Consider the following 15,540-nt stretch of genomic DNA (forward strand, 5'->3'; position numbering starts at 1 on the left):
ATTCCTGTGGGATATGCACGCGAACGCTTTGGCGCATGGCTCGATATCGCGTCGTACGAACAAGGCGGTCGCGCGCGCCTGGCACAGGCGTTACTGGCCCGAAACAAACGTAGGAGCGAGCGCAGCTCGCGATGCGCGCCGCGCGGGCGGCGCTGGATCTCACCGGCGCTGCACATCCCGCCCCTACAAACCGTGATTCTGCATCTTGCGCCGTCGCCACCCGCGCAACCGTTGCTCCAGCTGCAGCGGGCTGTCCAACTGCTGGCGTCTGGCCTGGCTGAACAGGATCAGCGCCAGTTCTGCCGTCACCTGAGCATCGGCGCTGGCGTGGTGGCGCTCTTCAACCTGCAAGCCAAACCGCGCTACCCAGTCATCCAGCCCGGCCTCGCGCAGCACTGTGTCGGGGTTGAGCATCGGCGCCAGTTCGGCAATATCGAGGAACGGCGACTGCAAGCGGTAACCCAGGCTCTCCTTCAGCGCACGCGCCAGCATGCGCTGGTCGAATGGCGCGTGAAACGCCAGCACCGGGCTGTCGCCAATGAAATCGAGCAAATCCAGCAGGGCCTCGGCCGGGTCGCAACCGGCAGCCAGGGCGCTAGGGCCCAAGCCGTGGATCAGTACGCTGGCGTTGGTCTTCTGCAAAGGCCGGTGCAGCGTACGTTCGAACTGCTGGGCAAAGTCGATGGCACCGTCTTCGATGGCCACCGCCCCGATCGACAGCACCTGATCACGGTTGGGGTTGAGCCCGCTGGTCTCCAGGTCCAGCACCACCCAGCGCTGCTCGCGCAAGGTACATACCCCCAGCGGCACGGGCTTGGGCAATCGGGCCAGGCGCTGGCGTGTGGTGTGGTCCAGTTCGGGCGCGCTGGGGCGCAGCCAGGTAAACAGGCTCACAACTGGTACCGCAAGGCCAGGCTGCTTTGCAAGCGTTGGGCCTGGCGCAGGGACTCGCGCAGGATGCGGCGGTCAAGGTGGTTGAGGCTGTCCGGGTCGACCCGGTTGGAATAGGGCAGGTTGTCGCGTATCTGGCGCTGGTGCTGCTGCATGCGGGTTTGCTGGATGAAGTGGTAGGCCTCTTCATAGGCGGCGCCGTCCAATGGCTCGATCACGCCCTTGGCCACCAGTTGGCGCAGGCGCTCCAAGGTATTGCAGGCACCTATGCCATTGGCCAGGGCCAGCAAACGGGCACCATCGACGAAGGGCGTCAGCCCCTGGACCTTGAGGTCGAGGGTCGCCGCCTTGTCGTTGCCCTGGCGTGTCAGCACGAACTCGCGCAACCGTCCCACCGGAGGGCGTTGGCGCAGGGCGTTGTCAGCCATCATGCGCTGGAAGATGCGGTTGTCGGCTACCTGTGCCAGCAGGCCTTGGCGCAGTTGCTCGCAACCTTGCTCGTCACCCCACACCACCCGCAGGTCGAAGTAGATGCTCGAACCCAGCAGGTTCTCCGGGCTGGCTTCGCGAACAAACCCGGCAAAGCGCCGCGCCCACTCGCTGCGCGACAGGCACAGTTCGGGGTTGCCGGCCATGACGTTACCCATGCACAGGGTGAAACCGCACTGGGCCAGGCACTGGTTGATGTATTGCGCCAGCGGCAACAGGCGAGCTCGGATGGCGTCGGCCTCGGCGCTGTCGACCGCTTCGAAGAGGATTCCGTTGTCCTGGTCGGTGTGCAGGGTCTGCTCGCGTCGCCCCTCGCTGCCAAAGCACAGCCAGCTGAATGGCACGCCCGGGTCGCCACGTTCGGCCAGGGCCAGTTCGATGACCCGGCACACGGTATGGTCGTTGAGCAAGGTAATGATCTGGGTGATCTGCGTCGACGATGCGCCATGGGCCAGCATGCGTTCCACCAGCTGGCTGATTTCACCGCGCAGCGAGACCAGCGTATCCAGGCGTGGCGCATGGCGTATGGTGCGCGCCAGGTGAACCAGATCGACCCGTTGCAGTGAGAACAGGTCGCGCTCGGAAACCACTCCGCACAGGCGTCCGTTTTCTACCAGGCATACATGGGCAATATGCCGCTCGGTCATGGCCATGGCGGCATCGAAGGCACTGGCCTGGGGTGGGAGGTAGAACGGTTTGGCTGTCATGTGCCGGTCGATGGCGGCGCCCAGGTCGGCATCTGTTGCTGCCACCACCTGGCGCAGGTCGCGCAAGGTGAAAATACCGATGGGGTAGCGTTGCGGGTCGACCACCACGATGCTGCCCACCTGCTGCTCGTGCATCAGCCGCACGGCTTCGCGCAGGGGCGTATCGGCGCTGCACACCACCGGGTGACGCATGGCCAGTTCACCCAGGGGGGTGTTCAGCGAGTACTGGGTGCCGAGGGTTTCCACTGCGCGCTGGCGTACTTGCTGATTGACCTGATCAAGCAGGCTGCTGACACCGCGCAGGGCAAAATCCCGAAACACTTCAGACATCGAGAACACGCGGATGAATGCGGCCTTGTTCAGTTGCAGGCAGAAGGTGTCTTCACCGGCCAGGTGCTCGGTGCGGGTTGCCCGCTCACCCAGCAGGGCTGCCAGCGGGAAGCACTCGCCGCTGGTGATCTCGAACGTGGTCTCGACACCCGGTTTGGCCAGATGCTGGCGCTCGCCAACCACGCGGCCCTGCTTGACGATGTAGAAGTGCTCGACCGGCCCGTCAGCAGGTTTGACGATGCTTTCACCGCAGGCGTAGAAGCGCAGCTGGCACTGCTCGACCAAGAAGGCCAGGTGGCTGTGCTCCATCTGGTTGAACGGCGGAAAGCGCTGCAGGAACTGCAATGTGCCCTGAATGTTTTGCAGTACTGCCGTCTTGCCCGCCTGGCTGTAGGCGTCCTTTTTACTCATGAAACTGACCGTATCGCTATGCCGAACTATATATATCTATATATAGGTACCGGCCATGTTGTTATCTGCCTCCATGGTCGGCTTGCGGCGAGGTGGTGCCCATTGGACGTAAGTCTATGAGCGCCCCTGTCAGAGACCCGACGAAAGGAGAAACGGGTTACGCAAGTACTGCGGTCCTAATGCTGAAGCGGAATTATTTTGACGAGACAAGCATGCCCGAGCACACCGACATCCTGAGCGACGCCGAGCGCGAGGCCTTGGCCGTGATAAACCAGAGTGCGCCTGTGGCTGCCAGGCCGTTGGTGCTTGTGGTGGATGACAACGCGGTTAACCGGGAGGCGCTGATCCTGTACCTGAAAAGCCGGGGCATCGATGCGGTGGGGGCGGATGGGGCCGAGGAAGCCAGGTTGTACCTGCACTACCAGAAGCGTATCGGGTTGATGATTACCGATTTGCGCATGCAGCCTGAAAGTGGGCTGGACTTGATCAGGACAATTCGCGCGTCGGAGCGGGCGGCGTTGTCGATCATTGTGGTGTCGGGCGACACCGATGTGGAAGAAGCAGTGGATGTGATGCACCTGGGCGTGGTGGATTTCCTGCTCAAGCCGGTGGATTTGGGCAAACTGTTGGAGCTGGTGAAGAGAGAATTGAAAATGGATTGATGCGCAGTGGGGGCCGCAAAACGGCCCCTTTGGCGCAGATGTAACTTACAACCCGTTACGCGCCTTGAACTCGCGGCGACGGCGGTGCAGTACCGGCTCGGTGTAACCGTTCGGTTGCTTGCCACCTTCCACTACCAGTTCCACAGCCGCCTGGAACGCCACGTTGTCGTCGAAGTTCGGCGCCATCGGGCGGTACAGGGGGTCGCCAGCGTTCTGCTGATCGACCACCACGGCCATGCGCTTGAGGCTTTCCAGCACCTGTTCCTGGCTGACCACGCCGTGGCGCAGCCAGTTGGCCAGCAGCTGGGCGGAGATGCGCAGGGTGGCACGGTCTTCCATCAGGCCGACGTTGTTGATGTCCGGCACCTTCGAGCAACCCACGCCCTGGTCGATCCAGCGCACCACGTAGCCAAGAATGCCCTGGGCGTTGTTGTCCAGCTCGTTGCGGATCTCTTCGGCCGACCAGTTGGTGTCCGCAGCCAGCGGAATGGCCAGAATGTCGTCCACCGACGCCGGGGTACGTGAAGCCAGTTCACGCTGGCGCGCCTGTACGTCCACCTTGTGGTAGTGCAGGGCGTGCAGGGTGGCGGCAGTTGGCGACGGCACCCAGGCGGTGTTGGCACCGGCCAGCGGGTGGGCGATCTTCTGTTCGAGCATGGCTGCCATCAGGTCAGGCATGGCCCACATGCCTTTGCCGATCTGCGCCCGGCCTTGCAGGCCGGTGGCCAGGCCAACGTCGACGTTGTTGTTTTCGTAGGCGCCGATCCACTTCTCGTTCTTCATGGCACCTTTGCGCACCACGGCGCCGGCTTCCATCGAGGTGTGGATTTCATCGCCAGTGCGGTCAAGGAAACCGGTGTTGATGAACGCCACGCGCTCGGCGGCTGCCTTGATGCAGGACTTGAGGTTGACCGTGGTACGGCGTTCCTCGTCCATGATGCCGACCTTGACGGTGTTGCGCGGCATGCCCAGCAGGTCTTCGACCTGGCTGAAGATTTCTGCGGCGAAGGCCACTTCCTCGGGGCCGTGCATCTTCGGCTTGACGATGTACACGCTGCCGCTGCGGGTATTCTTGCGGGTGGTGTTGCCTTTGAGGTTGTGCAGGGCGATCAGGTTGGTGAACAGCCCGTCCTGGATACCTTCGGGGATTTCGTTACCTTGGGCATCGAGGATCGCCGGGTTGGTCATCAGGTGGCCAACGTTGCGCACGAACAGCAACGAACGACCGTGCAGGGTCACGCTGCCGCCGTTAGGCGCCGCGTACTCACGGTCCGGGTTCATGGTGCGGGTGAAGGTTTTGCCACCCTTGCTCACGCTTTCGGCCAGGTCGCCTTTCATCAGGCCCAGCCAGTTGCGGTAGACGATGACCTTGTCGTCAGCGTCTACGGCTGCAACCGAGTCTTCGCAGTCCATGATGGTGGTCAGTGCCGACTCCATCAGGATGTCTTTGACACCAGCGGCGTCGGTGCTGCCGACCGGGGTGCTGGCATCGACCTGGATTTCGAAGTGCAGGCCGTTGTGCTTGAGCAGCACGGCAGTGGGTGCAGCGGCGTCGCCGTGGAAGCCGATAAGTTGCGCATCGTCGCGCAGGCCAGTGTTGCTGCCGCCTTTCAGGGCAACAACCAGCTTGCCGCCTTCGATACGGTAGCCCGTGGAGTCAACGTGCGAGCCGGCGGCCAGTGGCGCGGCTTCGTCGAGGAAGGCGCGGGCGAAGGCGATGACCTTGTCGCCGCGCACCTTGTTGTAACCCTGGCCTTTTTCGGCGCCGCCTTCATCGCTGATGGCGTCGGTGCCGTACAGGGCGTCGTACAGCGAACCCCAGCGAGCGTTGGCGGCGTTCAGGGCGAAGCGGGCGTTCATCACCGGCACGACCAGTTGCGGGCCGGCCATGTGGGCGATTTCTTCGTCCACGTTCTGGGTGGTGGCCTGGAAATCGTCGGCTTGTGGCAGCAGGTAGCCGATTTCCTGGAGGAATGCTTTGTAGGCTGCGGCGTCGTGGGCCTGGCCTTTGCGTGCCTGGTGCCAGGCGTCGATCTTGGCTTGCAGCTCGTCGCGCTTGGCGAGCAGGGCTTTGTTCTTTGGAGCGAGGTCATTGATGATCTTCTCTGCACCCGCCCAGAACTGCTCGGCGACGATGCCGGTCCCGGGGATGGCTTCGTTGTTCACGAAGTCGTACAGGACCTTGGCGACCTGAAGGCCACCGACTTGAACGTATCCAGTCATTGCTTGCCTCACTCTGCTCAGCTATTTCGCTCTTCTGTATTAAGCCTGTAGCGCTTCTCTAAACACGGCACCAGTGCATGCCCCTTCGGGGCGGCTGGGTGCGGCCGGCCAGACAGGCTGGCAGACAGTGTGCGTATTTTCACAGGCGCCTTGGCAGACATCCAAACGACGTTTTGTAGTCCGCGCCACGGGATACTACATGAAGCAGTAGGCGGGGCAAAATCAGACTAAAAGCGCCGTTATGCGACCCGATGGTCGCGTATGGTCACGCTGGGAGTGGGTATGTTCGCAAAAAACAGGTGGATTGTTCCAGATAAATCTTGAAACAGTACACGATTAGCTGTGCGGATTGCCCTGCGGCAGGTTGCCGCGCCTTGCCTATACTGATTCGATCCCCCGATTTTCTGCCGCCCGGCGCGGTCCGACACGAGGAAGGGCTTGTGGATCATCTTGTACTGACTGTAATTGCCCCTGACAAGGCCGGCCAGGTCGAACGTATTGCCCAGTGCATCGCCGACCACAGTGGTAACTGGCTTGAAAGCCGCATGTCGCGTATGGCCGGGCAGTTTGCTGGCATTCTGCGGGTGGCGGTGCCGGCAGAGAATTACGCCGAGCTTGTGGCCTCGCTGCAGGGGTTGGCCAGGTATGACATTCGCGTGCTGATTGCCGAGAGCGGGATCGAGCCTTCTTGCACTTGGAAGCCGATTGCCATGGAGCTGGTGGGTAACGACCGGCCGGGGATCGTACGGGACATTACCCGCTTGTTGGCCGAGTTGCAGGTAAACGTCGAGCGGTTTTCCACAGAAGTGCGGCCGGCGCCGATGAGCAGTGAGCCGTTGTTCCACGCCGACGCATTGCTGGCGCTGCCGTTGACCTTGCCGCTGGAAGAGCTGCAGCAGCGGCTGGAGAGCCTGGCGGATGACTTGATGGTGGAGTTGAAGCTGCGGGCAGAGGATTGATCAGAGATTGCCAGGGCGCGAAGCGGCCATCTGCGGTTATCCCGATATCACGGGGAAGGCCCTGTGGATAACCTGGGGGCGTACCTCTCCAGCCCAGGCATCACGTGCCCTGCAGAGCTTTGCTCAAAAAACACCCAATTATCAGCAGCTTGTGCACAAAGCACGGGGACGAGGGTGTGGATAACCTATGGAGATGTTTCTGCAGGCCAGTAGCTACATGGCCTGCAGAGTTTTGATCGTTTTCTGATCAGCTACGTTTGCGCAAGCTCAGCCATGCATCCACGCTGTAAATCGCCAAACCTGCCCAGATGAACATGAAGGCCACCAAGGTGCTCGACGACAAATGCTCATCGAACAGCAGTACGGCCTGCAACAGCACCAAAGTCGGTGCCAGGTACTGCAGGAAGCCCAGCGTGGTGTACGGCAGGTGCCGCGCGGCGGCGTTGAAGCATACCAGCGGCACCAGCGTTACCGGCCCCGCCGCCATCAGCCACAGCGCCTCGCTGCTGGTATAGAACGCGCCCTGGGCACTCATCGCTGACGGGTGCAGCAGCAGCCAGCCAAGGGCCAGCGGTACCAGCATCCAGGTCTCCACCACCAGGCCCGGCAGTGCTGCTACCGGCGCCTGCTTACGGATCAGCCCATAGAAGCCGAAGCTCAACGCCAGCACCAGTGATACCCATGGCAGGCTGCCCACTTGCCACACCTGCTGCGCCACACCCACGGCGGCCATGCCCACCGCCAGCCATTGCAGGCGGCGCAGGCGCTCACCAAGAATGAGCATGCCCAGCAGTACGTTGATCAGCGGGTTGATGTAATAGCCCAGGCTGGCCTCGAGCATACGACCGTTGTTTACCGACCACACGTAGGTCAGCCAGTTACCGGCGATCAGTGCCCCGCTCAGTGCCAGGATGCCCAGCCGGCGCGGGTTGTTGCGCAGTTCGCGCCACCAGCCGGGGTGTTTCCACACCAGGAGCAGTAGCGAGCCGAACAGTGCTGACCAGAGCACCCGGTGGACAATGATCTCCACCGCCGGGACGCTCTGGATTGCCTTGAAGTAGATGGGGAAAAGGCCCCAGATGATGTAGGCGCTCAAGCCCAGTATGTACCCGCGGCGCGGGTTTGCGGCGTGCATGCAGAATCCTTGCTTAGGTTGCTAAATAAAGCGACGCCTATTGTAGACAGAGGTGGGCGCGCTTCTAGAACAATTTCAGCGGTGCTTCATCCAGCGCAGCCATTTGTTCGCGCAAGGCGAGAATCTGGTCGCCCCAGTAGCGTGGCTGGCCGAACCAAGGGAAGCTGGGCGGGAACGCCGGGTCGTCCCAGCGCCTTGCCAGCCAGGCGCTATAGTGCAGCTGGCGCAGGGCGCGCAGGGGCTCGATCAGGGCCAGCTCGCGCGGGTCGAAGTCGTGGAACTCGTTGTAGCCGTCGATCAGCTCGGCCAGTTGCCCCAGGCGCTCCTCGCGGTTGCCGGCCAACATCATCCACAGGTCTTGCACCGCTGGGCCCATGCGGCAATCGTCGAGGTCCACCACGTGGTACACCTCGTCACGGTGCATCAGGTTGCCGGGGTGCAGGTCGCCGTGCAGGCGGATGAGCTGGTGTGGTGTGCGAGCGTAGATGTCCTCCACCCGCTTGAGCAGGTCGCGTGCCACGGACTCGAACGCCGGCAACAGTTCACGCGGGACAAAATTACCCTCCAGCAAGGTGTTCAGCGAGGCGTGGCCAAAGTTGTCCACAGCCAGTGCCTCGCGGTGCTTGAACGGTTTGCTGGCGCCCACGGCATGCATGCGACCGAGCAGTTGGCCCAGGCGATACAACTGGTCGAGGTTGCCAGGCTCGGGGGCGTGGCCGCCGCGACGGGGGAACAGCGTGAAGCGGAAGCCCTGGTGCTCGAACAAGGTTCGGTCATCGTGCTGCATGGGCGCAACCACCGGGACTTCGCAGTCGGCGAGCTCGGCCGTGAAGGCGTGTTCTTCAAGGATGGCTGCATCGCTCCAGCGGCCTGGGCGGTAGAACTTGGCAATCAGCGGCTGCGCGTCTTCGATGCCCACCTGGTACACGCGGTTTTCGTAGCTGTTCAGCGCCAGCACCCGCGCATCGCTGAGAAAGCCCAAGCTTTCCACTGCGTCCAGGACCAGGTCGGGGGTGAGGGTGTCGAAGGGGTGGGACATGGTGGCTCCGGAGGGTAAGCGGCGTGGGGCCATGGTAGCGCGTTATGCCTGTGCCGGCTTCTTCACAGGCATGCCCGCAATCCGCCCACCGCGTGGCGAGGCTAAGCCGGTATCCCGATCAGCACATAGGACGGATGGAACTGCACCCGCACCGAACTGCCGGCCGCCACCTGTTGCCCAGCCAACCACTGCGCCTCTGCAATGGCACACAACGTCTGCCCATTACCCAGCGCCAGCCTGACCTCGCTGGGGCCGTCCTCCTCGGCCAGCACTTCTTCCACCGTCGCGCTCAAACAGTTGCTGCCCTCCTCGGCTTCTTCCTCTTGCGCCAGCAACCGCACCCACCCGGCCTTTAGCAGCGCCACCACCATCGTTCCCGCTGTCAGCTCCAGCCGCGCAGTGCTGTCGTGGGTGATCAGCGCATCGATCTCCAGCCCGCCGCTCAATGCCAGGCTGACGCGGTCATACCGGCCTTCTGGGCGCAGGCCGCTGACCTGGCCCTGCAACTGGTTGCGCGCACTGGTGCGCAGCATCAGGCGCCCGAGCAGGTCGAGGTCGCCGGATTCTTCGGCGGCTTCGAGGATTTGTGCCTGCAGGGCCTGCAGCCGTTGGTACAGGCGCAGCACCCGCTCGCCTTCCGGCGACAAGTGCGCACCGCCGCCGCCACGGCCACCGGTGCTGCGCTTGACCAAGGGCTGGCTGGCCAGATTGTTGAGCTCGTCGATGGCATCCCAGGCCGCCTTGTAGCTGATACCGGCTGCCTTGGCGGCGCGGGTGATCGAGCCTTGTTCGGCAATGTGCTGCAGCAGCGCGATGCGCTGTGGGCGGCGGGCGATGTGCTGGGTGAGAAGGGGGGGTAGGGACATGGGTATTCCGTATACAAGGGTGCTTTGCAAATGGGCAGGTCGCGCCAGGTCATACATACCCCGGTTTTGGCGTACGTGCCAGGCAATACACATCCACCCGCCGTGCACCTGCCTTGCGCAGTGTCAGGGCAATAGCCTGCGCAGTGGCACCGGTGGTCAACACATCATCGACGATGGCGACATGCTTGCCTTCCAGCTCGCCCGTTACCGCGAACGCCTGGCGCAAATTGCGCCGTCGTGCCCTGGCACCCAGATGTTGCTGCGCCGGTGTCTCGCGTGTTCGCACCAGCAAACGCTCGTTGCATGTTACCCCGACGTGCGACGACAACCACCGCCCAAGCATCCCCGCCTGGTTGAACCCCCGCTCGCGCAGTCGACGCCTGGCCAAAGGCACAGGCAACAGCAGGTCAGGGCGGGGCAGCCCTTCGGCATAGCGATACAGCAGCCCCTGCCCGAGTAGCTCAGCCATCAGGCGCCCCAAAGGCCATTGGCGATTGTGCTTGAAGCGGCTGATCAACGTGTCCACCGGAAAGCCGAACTGCCACAGGGCAATGACCTGATCGAAGGCCGGCAAGCCGCGGCCGCAAACGGCGCAGGTCAGGCCGGCCATGGGCAAGGGCAGGGCGCAATGCCGGCACTGATCACCCAGCCAGGGCAGCGCCTGTTCGCAGGTGATGCACAGCGGGTAGTGCTGCTCGGCAGGCTCATCGCATAACAAACACTGCTGATCAATAAGTGAGCACTTGTAAACCAGTCGCTTCCAGTATAGTTGACAGTTCATAGGCCTTCCATGACTATGCGAGCTATCCGTGATGCGCTGGCGGGCTTTCCTGTCCCGGCGCCAGCTACAGCCTAAACAAGGAAACGCCGATGAGCGCCAGCACAACTGCAACAACACGTCACGACTGGTCCCTGGCCGAGGTCAAGGCGCTGTTCCAGCAACCGTTCAATGACTTGCTGTTCCAGGCGCAGACCGTGCACCGCGCGCATTTCGACCCCAACCGCGTGCAGGTTTCGACCTTGCTGTCGATCAAGACCGGTGCCTGCCCGGAAGATTGCAAATATTGTCCGCAGTCCGGCCACTACAACACCGGGCTGGAAAAACAGAAGCTGATGGAAGTGCAGAAGGTGCTGGAAGAAGCTGCCCGCGCCAAAGCCATCGGTTCTACCCGTTTCTGCATGGGGGCGGCGTGGAAGCACCCATCGGCCAAAGACATGCCCTACGTGCTGGAGATGGTCAAAGGCGTCAAGGCCATGGGCCTGGAAACCTGCATGACCCTCGGCAAACTCGACCAGGAGCAGACCAAGGCCCTGGCCCAGGCTGGACTGGACTACTACAACCACAACCTCGACACCTCCCCAGAGTTCTACGGCAGCATCATCACCACGCGTACCTACAGCGAGCGCCTGCAGACCCTGGCCTACGTGCGCGATGCCGGGATGAAAATCTGCTCTGGTGGCATTCTGGGCATGGGTGAGTCGCTGGATGACCGCGCCGGCCTGCTGATCCAGCTGGCCAACCTGCCAGAGCACCCGGAGTCGGTGCCGATCAACATGCTGGTGAAGGTGGCCGGCACGCCGCTGGCTGAGGAAGAGGACGTCGACCCGTTCGACTTTATCCGTATGCTGGCCGTGGCCCGTATCCTCATGCCCAAGTCTCACGTGCGCCTGTCCGCCGGCCGCGAGCAGATGAACGAGCAGATGCAGGCCCTGGCCTTCATGGCGGGCGCCAACTCGATCTTCTACGGCGAAAAACTGCTGACCACCGCCAACCCCCAGGCCGACAAGGACATGCAGCTGTTCGCGCGCCTGGGTATCAAGCCCGAAGCGCGTGAAGAGCACGCTGACGAAGTGCACCAGGCAGCCATCGAGCAAGCGCTGGTCGAGCAGCGCAGCAGCGAGATGTTCTACGACGCCGCGACAGCCTGACATGGCTTTCGATCTGGCTGCGCGCCTGGCCGAACGGCGCGCAGCAGACCTGTATCGGCAGCGGCCATTGCTGGAAAGCCCGCAGGGGCCGGAAGTGGTGGTCGACGGCCAGCGGTTGCTGGCCTTCTGCAGCAATGACTACCTGGGCCTGGCCAACCACCCCGAAGTGATCGCCGCCTGGCAGGCCGGCGCCGAGCGCTGGGGTGTGGGTGGTGGTGCCTCGCACCTGGTGGTTGGCCACAGCACCCCGCACCATCAGGTTGAAGAGGCACTGGCTGAACTCACCGGCCGCCCGCGCGCGCTGTTGTTCTCCACCGGCTACATGGCCAATCTGGGCGCCATCACCGCGTTGGTGGGGCAGGGCGACACGGTGCTGCAAGACCGCCTGAACCATGCGTCGCTGCTGGATGGCGGGCTGCTCAGTGGTGCCCGCTTCAACCGCTACCTGCACAACGACCCGGCCAGCCTGGCCAGCCGCCTGGACAAGGCAGTCGGCAATACCCTGGTGGTGACCGATGGCGTATTCAGCATGGACGGTGACCTGGCCGACCTGCCGGCGCTGGCCGATGTCGCGCGTGCCCGCGGCGCATGGTTGATGGTTGACGACGCCCATGGCCTGGGTACCTTGGGCGCACAGGGCGGCGGTATCGTCGAGCACTTTGGCCTGGGTGTGGATGACGTACCGGTGCTGATCGGCACGCTGGGCAAGGCTTGCGGCACTGCCGGCGCCTTTGTGGCTGGCAGCGAAGAGCTGATCGAGGCGCTGGTGCAGTTCGCCCGCCCCTACATCTACACCACCAGCCAGCCACCGGCGCTGGCCTGCGCCACACTCAAGAGCCTGGAGCTGCTGCGCCGTGAAACCTGGCGTCGTGAGCATCTGGCAGCCTTGATTCGCCAGTTCCGGGAAGGCGCGCAGCAGATGGGGCTGCAGTTGATGGACAGCCCGACGCCAATCCAGCCTATCGTGATCGGCGACAGTGCGAAGGCGTTGCGTCTGTCACGCCTGCTGCGTGAGCGCGGCTTGCTGGTGACGGCCATCCGCCCACCCACCGTGCCGGCTGGCAGCGCACGCCTGCGGGTGACCTTGAGCGCCGCGCACAGCGAGGCGCAGGTGCAGCTATTGTTGAATGCATTGGCCGAGTGTTATCCACAGTTGGAGAACGCCGATGCGTAATCGACTTGTTCTGTTGCCTGGCTGGGGCTTGGGAACTGCTGCGCTGGAGCCGCTGGCTGCTAGCCTGCGGGCCCAGGACGCCCGCCTGCAGGTAGAGCTGATGCCCCTGCCAGAACTGCCCCACAGCGATGTGCAGGCCTGGATCGACCATCTGGACCGCAAGCTGCCCAGCAATGCCTGGCTGGGTGGCTGGTCACTGGGTGGCATGTTGGCCAGCGCGCTGGCGCACAAGCGTGGCGACCACTGCTGCGGGCTGCTGACCTTGGCCAGCAACCCCAGCTTCCTGGCCCGGCCAGACTGGCCGCACGGCATGGCCGAAGACACCTTCGGCACCTTCCTCGACGGCTGCCGCAGCCATACCCAGGTCACCCTCAAGCGCTTCCGTACCTTGTGCAGCGACGGCGCCCTGCAGCCGCGTACCCTGTTGCGCCAACTGGGTGTCGGCGTACCGGATACCGACCCGTTGTACCTGGCCACTGGCCTTGAAGTGCTGGCCAAGCTGGACACCCGCGAAGCTTTGCAAGCCTATGGAGGCCCGCAGCTGCACCTGTTTGCCGGCAGCGATGCGCTAGTGCCGGCAGAGGCGGCAAAGGCCTTGAGCGAGCTGTTGCCCGATGTGGAAGTGGGCCTGGTCGAAGACAGTTCCCACGCGTTCCTGCTGGAGTACCCGCAGGAGCTGGCGGCGGGCATCAAGAGTTTCCTGCATGAGAGTGGCGATGACTGACCTTTCCCGTCCGACCCTGCCCGGCGCATTGCCCGACAAGCGCCAGGTGGCGGCCTCGTTCTCCCGCGCCGCGGCCAGCTATGACAGCGTGGCGGCCCTTCAGCGCGCTGTTGGTCTGAGCCTGCTGGAGCAGTTACCGGCAGGCCTGCAGCCGTCACACTGGCTGGACCTGGGCAGCGGCACCGGCCATTTCAGCCGCATGCTGGCCGAGCGTTTCACCCAGGCCTGCGGCGTGGCGGTGGATATTGCCGAAGGCATGTTGCTGCACGCCCGTCATGTGAAGGGCGGGGCGCAGTATCACGTGGTTGGCGACGCCGAACGTTTGCCGCTGCGCGATGGCAGCGTCGACCTGGTGTTTTCCAGCCTGGCGGTGCAGTGGTGCGATCAGTTCGCCAGTGTGCTGGCCGAGGCGCAGCGGGTGCTGCGCCCAGGCGGTGTACTGGCTTTCAGCAGCCTGTGCGTGGGCACCCTCGACGAACTGCGCGCCAGCTGGCAGGCGGTGGATGGTCTGGTGCATGTAAACCGCTTCCGCCGTTTCGAGGATTATCAGCGCCTGTGCGCAGCCAGCGGTTTTGAACAGCTTGAGCTGGAGCGGTGCCCGCATGTGCTGCACTACCCGGATGTGCGCAGCCTGACCCACGAACTGAAGGCTTTGGGAGCGCACAATCTGAACCCTGGGCGACCTTCCGGTCTCACCGGCCGGGCGCGAATGCAGGGCCTGCTGCAGGCCTATGAGGCATTTCGCCAGCCCGCAGGGCTGCCAGCCACCTATCAAGTGGTCTATGGTGTGTTGCGCAAACCACAGGCGTAAGGGGAGCACGATGAGCCAGGCCTTTTTCATTGCTGGTACCGATACCGATGTCGGCAAGACCACCATCGCCGCCGGCCTGTTGCATGCGGCGCGTTTGCAGGGCATGAGCACGCTGGGTGCCAAGCCGGTTGCCTCGGGCTGTACGATGACGCCGAAAGGCTTGCGCAATAGTGATGCCCTGGCGCTGATCGACGAAAGCACGGTCAAGCTGCCCTATGAGCAGGTCAATCCGTTTGCCTTCGAGCCTGCTATTGCCCCGCATGTGGCGGCGCGCGAGGCAGGGGTGACGCTGGCCGTGCCAGAACTGCTCGCGGCGATGCGCAATGTGCTGCAACAAAATGCCGACTTCACCCTGATTGAGGGAGCCGGTGGCTGGCGCGTACCGCTGTCGGGCCTGGAGAACCTGTCCGACCTTGCCGTTGCCCTGCGGTTGCCGGTGATTCTGGTGGTAGGCGTGCGCTTGGGTTGCATCAGCCATGCCTTGCTTAGTGCCGAGGCGATTGAACGTGATGGGCTGCAGTTGGCGGGTTGGGTGGCAAACATCATCGAGCCGCGTACCTCGCGCCTGGAAGAGAACCTGGCCAGCCTTGCAGAGCGCTTGCCGGCGCCATGTCTGGGGCGGGTGCCCAAGCTCAAGCAGGCCAGTGCCGACATGGTGGCTGAGCATCTGCAGCTGGATTTGCTGGATTAGTATGTTGCCGGCCCGGCCTCCTTGCGGGGGTTGCCCGCGAAGAGGCCAGTGCAGGAATACCCAAGGCCTATCAACTGGCATTGAGCCATTAGGGATTTAAACGGGCCTTTTCGCGCCCAGCCTGCTTTAATTGGGGCTGTTCGTCATCCAGCGTCAATGGAGTCCTGACATGGAAATCACCGGTAGCTCCGCCTACTACGCGGGCCTGAGCGCAATCCAGACCGGGCAGAACCGCGTCGATCAAGCCGCCAGCCAGATCGCCAACACCACTGCCGAACGCACCGCCACTAGCCAGTCCAGCGATTTTCAGGCCGAACGCCTGCGCGCGGTCGACCGCAGCCAGCAGATGGACATGGCCACCAGTGTCGTGCAACAGGCGGTGGGCAAGACCGAAGTCGAACTCGGCGCAAAGGTCGCTAAGGCATCCGACGAAATGCTTGGCCGGTTCATCGACACCTACGCCTGAACACTTGCGTCATCCCCTATTTCAGCGCCTGCC

15 protein-coding genes are annotated in these 15,540 nt (G+C 63.3%); 8 read left to right on the top strand and 7 right to left on the bottom strand.

Annotated features, from left to right (window positions below; all coding sequences use genetic code 11):
* Positions 1-183 precede the first annotated feature (183 nt).
* Entirely contained in the window at positions 184-894 is a 711-nt protein-coding gene (locus tag ACF8EA_RS03915; protein ID WP_021782676.1) for a PolC-type DNA polymerase III, read from the bottom strand.
* The gene (locus ACF8EA_RS03920) at positions 891-2,828 is read right to left on the bottom strand and encodes a putative nucleotidyltransferase substrate binding domain-containing protein (RefSeq protein WP_021782677.1); all 1,938 of its coding nucleotides are present in this window, start codon (positions 2,826-2,828) and stop codon (positions 891-893) included. Before ACF8EA_RS03920 ends, ACF8EA_RS03915 begins: the two co-directional genes overlap by 4 nt.
* Positions 2,829-2,944: 116 nt before the next feature.
* Between ACF8EA_RS03920 and ACF8EA_RS03925 the strand changes: the two genes are divergently transcribed.
* Entirely contained in the window at positions 2,945-3,490 is a 546-nt protein-coding gene (locus ACF8EA_RS03925) for a response regulator (RefSeq protein ID WP_021782678.1), read from the top strand.
* A 45-nt stretch (positions 3,491-3,535) separates the two neighbouring features.
* On the opposite strand, the gene ACF8EA_RS03930 is transcribed toward ACF8EA_RS03925, so the two are convergent.
* Positions 3,536-5,713, bottom strand: a complete 2,178-nt coding sequence (locus tag ACF8EA_RS03930; RefSeq protein ID WP_392521155.1) for a malate synthase G — start codon at positions 5,711-5,713, stop codon at positions 3,536-3,538.
* Between the two features lie 440 nt (positions 5,714-6,153).
* Here ACF8EA_RS03930 and ACF8EA_RS03935 point away from each other — a divergent pair, with 440 nt between their 5' ends.
* Entirely contained in the window at positions 6,154-6,672 is a 519-nt protein-coding gene (locus ACF8EA_RS03935; RefSeq protein ID WP_010951709.1) for a glycine cleavage system protein R, read from the top strand.
* Positions 6,673-6,919: 247 nt separating this feature from the next.
* Here ACF8EA_RS03935 and rarD read toward each other — a convergent pair whose 3' ends face one another.
* The 4 genes from rarD to ACF8EA_RS03955 all read right to left on the bottom strand — a co-directional run bounded on the left by rarD (position 6,920) and on the right by ACF8EA_RS03955 (position 10,493).
* Positions 6,920-7,807 carry an EamA family transporter RarD gene (rarD, locus tag ACF8EA_RS03940; RefSeq protein ID WP_053870463.1) on the bottom strand — a complete coding sequence of 296 codons (888 nt, stop codon included), beginning with the start codon at positions 7,805-7,807 and terminating at the stop codon, positions 6,920-6,922.
* Between the two features lie 64 nt (positions 7,808-7,871).
* Positions 7,872-8,846: a serine/threonine protein kinase gene (locus tag ACF8EA_RS03945; protein ID WP_021782682.1), complete on the bottom strand. Its 975-nt coding sequence runs from the start codon at positions 8,844-8,846 to the stop codon at positions 7,872-7,874.
* A gap of 101 nt (positions 8,847-8,947) precedes the next feature.
* Positions 8,948-9,712 carry a TOBE domain-containing protein gene (locus ACF8EA_RS03950; protein WP_021782683.1) on the bottom strand — a complete coding sequence of 255 codons (765 nt, stop codon included), beginning with the start codon at positions 9,710-9,712 and terminating at the stop codon, positions 8,948-8,950.
* Positions 9,713-9,761: 49 nt separating this feature from the next.
* Positions 9,762-10,493, bottom strand: a complete 732-nt coding sequence (locus ACF8EA_RS03955) for a ComF family protein (RefSeq protein ID WP_021782684.1) — start codon at positions 10,491-10,493, stop codon at positions 9,762-9,764.
* An 89-nt stretch (positions 10,494-10,582) separates the two neighbouring features.
* On the opposite strand from ACF8EA_RS03955, the gene bioB reads away from it, so the two are divergent.
* The 6 genes from bioB (at position 10,583) to ACF8EA_RS03985 (ending at position 15,507) form a co-directional block, all read left to right on the top strand.
* Complete coding sequence (gene bioB, locus ACF8EA_RS03960; RefSeq protein WP_014589423.1) at positions 10,583-11,641, top strand: biotin synthase BioB; 1,059 nt, start codon at positions 10,583-10,585, stop codon at positions 11,639-11,641.
* Position 11,642: 1 nt separating this feature from the next.
* Complete coding sequence (bioF, locus tag ACF8EA_RS03965; protein WP_392521156.1) at positions 11,643-12,815, top strand: 8-amino-7-oxononanoate synthase; 1,173 nt, start codon at positions 11,643-11,645, stop codon at positions 12,813-12,815.
* On the top strand, positions 12,808-13,539 hold the full coding sequence (locus ACF8EA_RS03970) for an alpha/beta fold hydrolase (RefSeq protein ID WP_021782686.1): 732 nt from the start codon (positions 12,808-12,810) through the stop codon (positions 13,537-13,539). The genes bioF and ACF8EA_RS03970 overlap by 8 nt, the downstream gene beginning before the upstream one ends.
* On the top strand, positions 13,532-14,350 hold the full coding sequence (bioC, locus tag ACF8EA_RS03975; RefSeq protein WP_021782687.1) for a malonyl-ACP O-methyltransferase BioC: 819 nt from the start codon (positions 13,532-13,534) through the stop codon (positions 14,348-14,350). The genes ACF8EA_RS03970 and bioC overlap by 8 nt, the downstream gene beginning before the upstream one ends.
* A 10-nt stretch (positions 14,351-14,360) precedes the next feature.
* On the top strand, positions 14,361-15,041 hold the full coding sequence (gene bioD, locus ACF8EA_RS03980; protein WP_003255605.1) for a dethiobiotin synthase: 681 nt from the start codon (positions 14,361-14,363) through the stop codon (positions 15,039-15,041).
* Between the two features lie 169 nt (positions 15,042-15,210).
* Positions 15,211-15,507, top strand: coding sequence for a pyrroloquinoline quinone biosynthesis protein PqqE (locus ACF8EA_RS03985; protein WP_103443372.1), 297 nt, complete (start codon positions 15,211-15,213; stop codon positions 15,505-15,507).
* The last annotated feature ends 33 nt before the right edge of the window (positions 15,508-15,540 follow it).

This window comes from Pseudomonas sp. YQ_5 (assembly GCF_043103305.1).
Taxonomy (GTDB): Bacteria; Pseudomonadota; Gammaproteobacteria; order Pseudomonadales; family Pseudomonadaceae; genus Aquipseudomonas; species Aquipseudomonas putida_Y.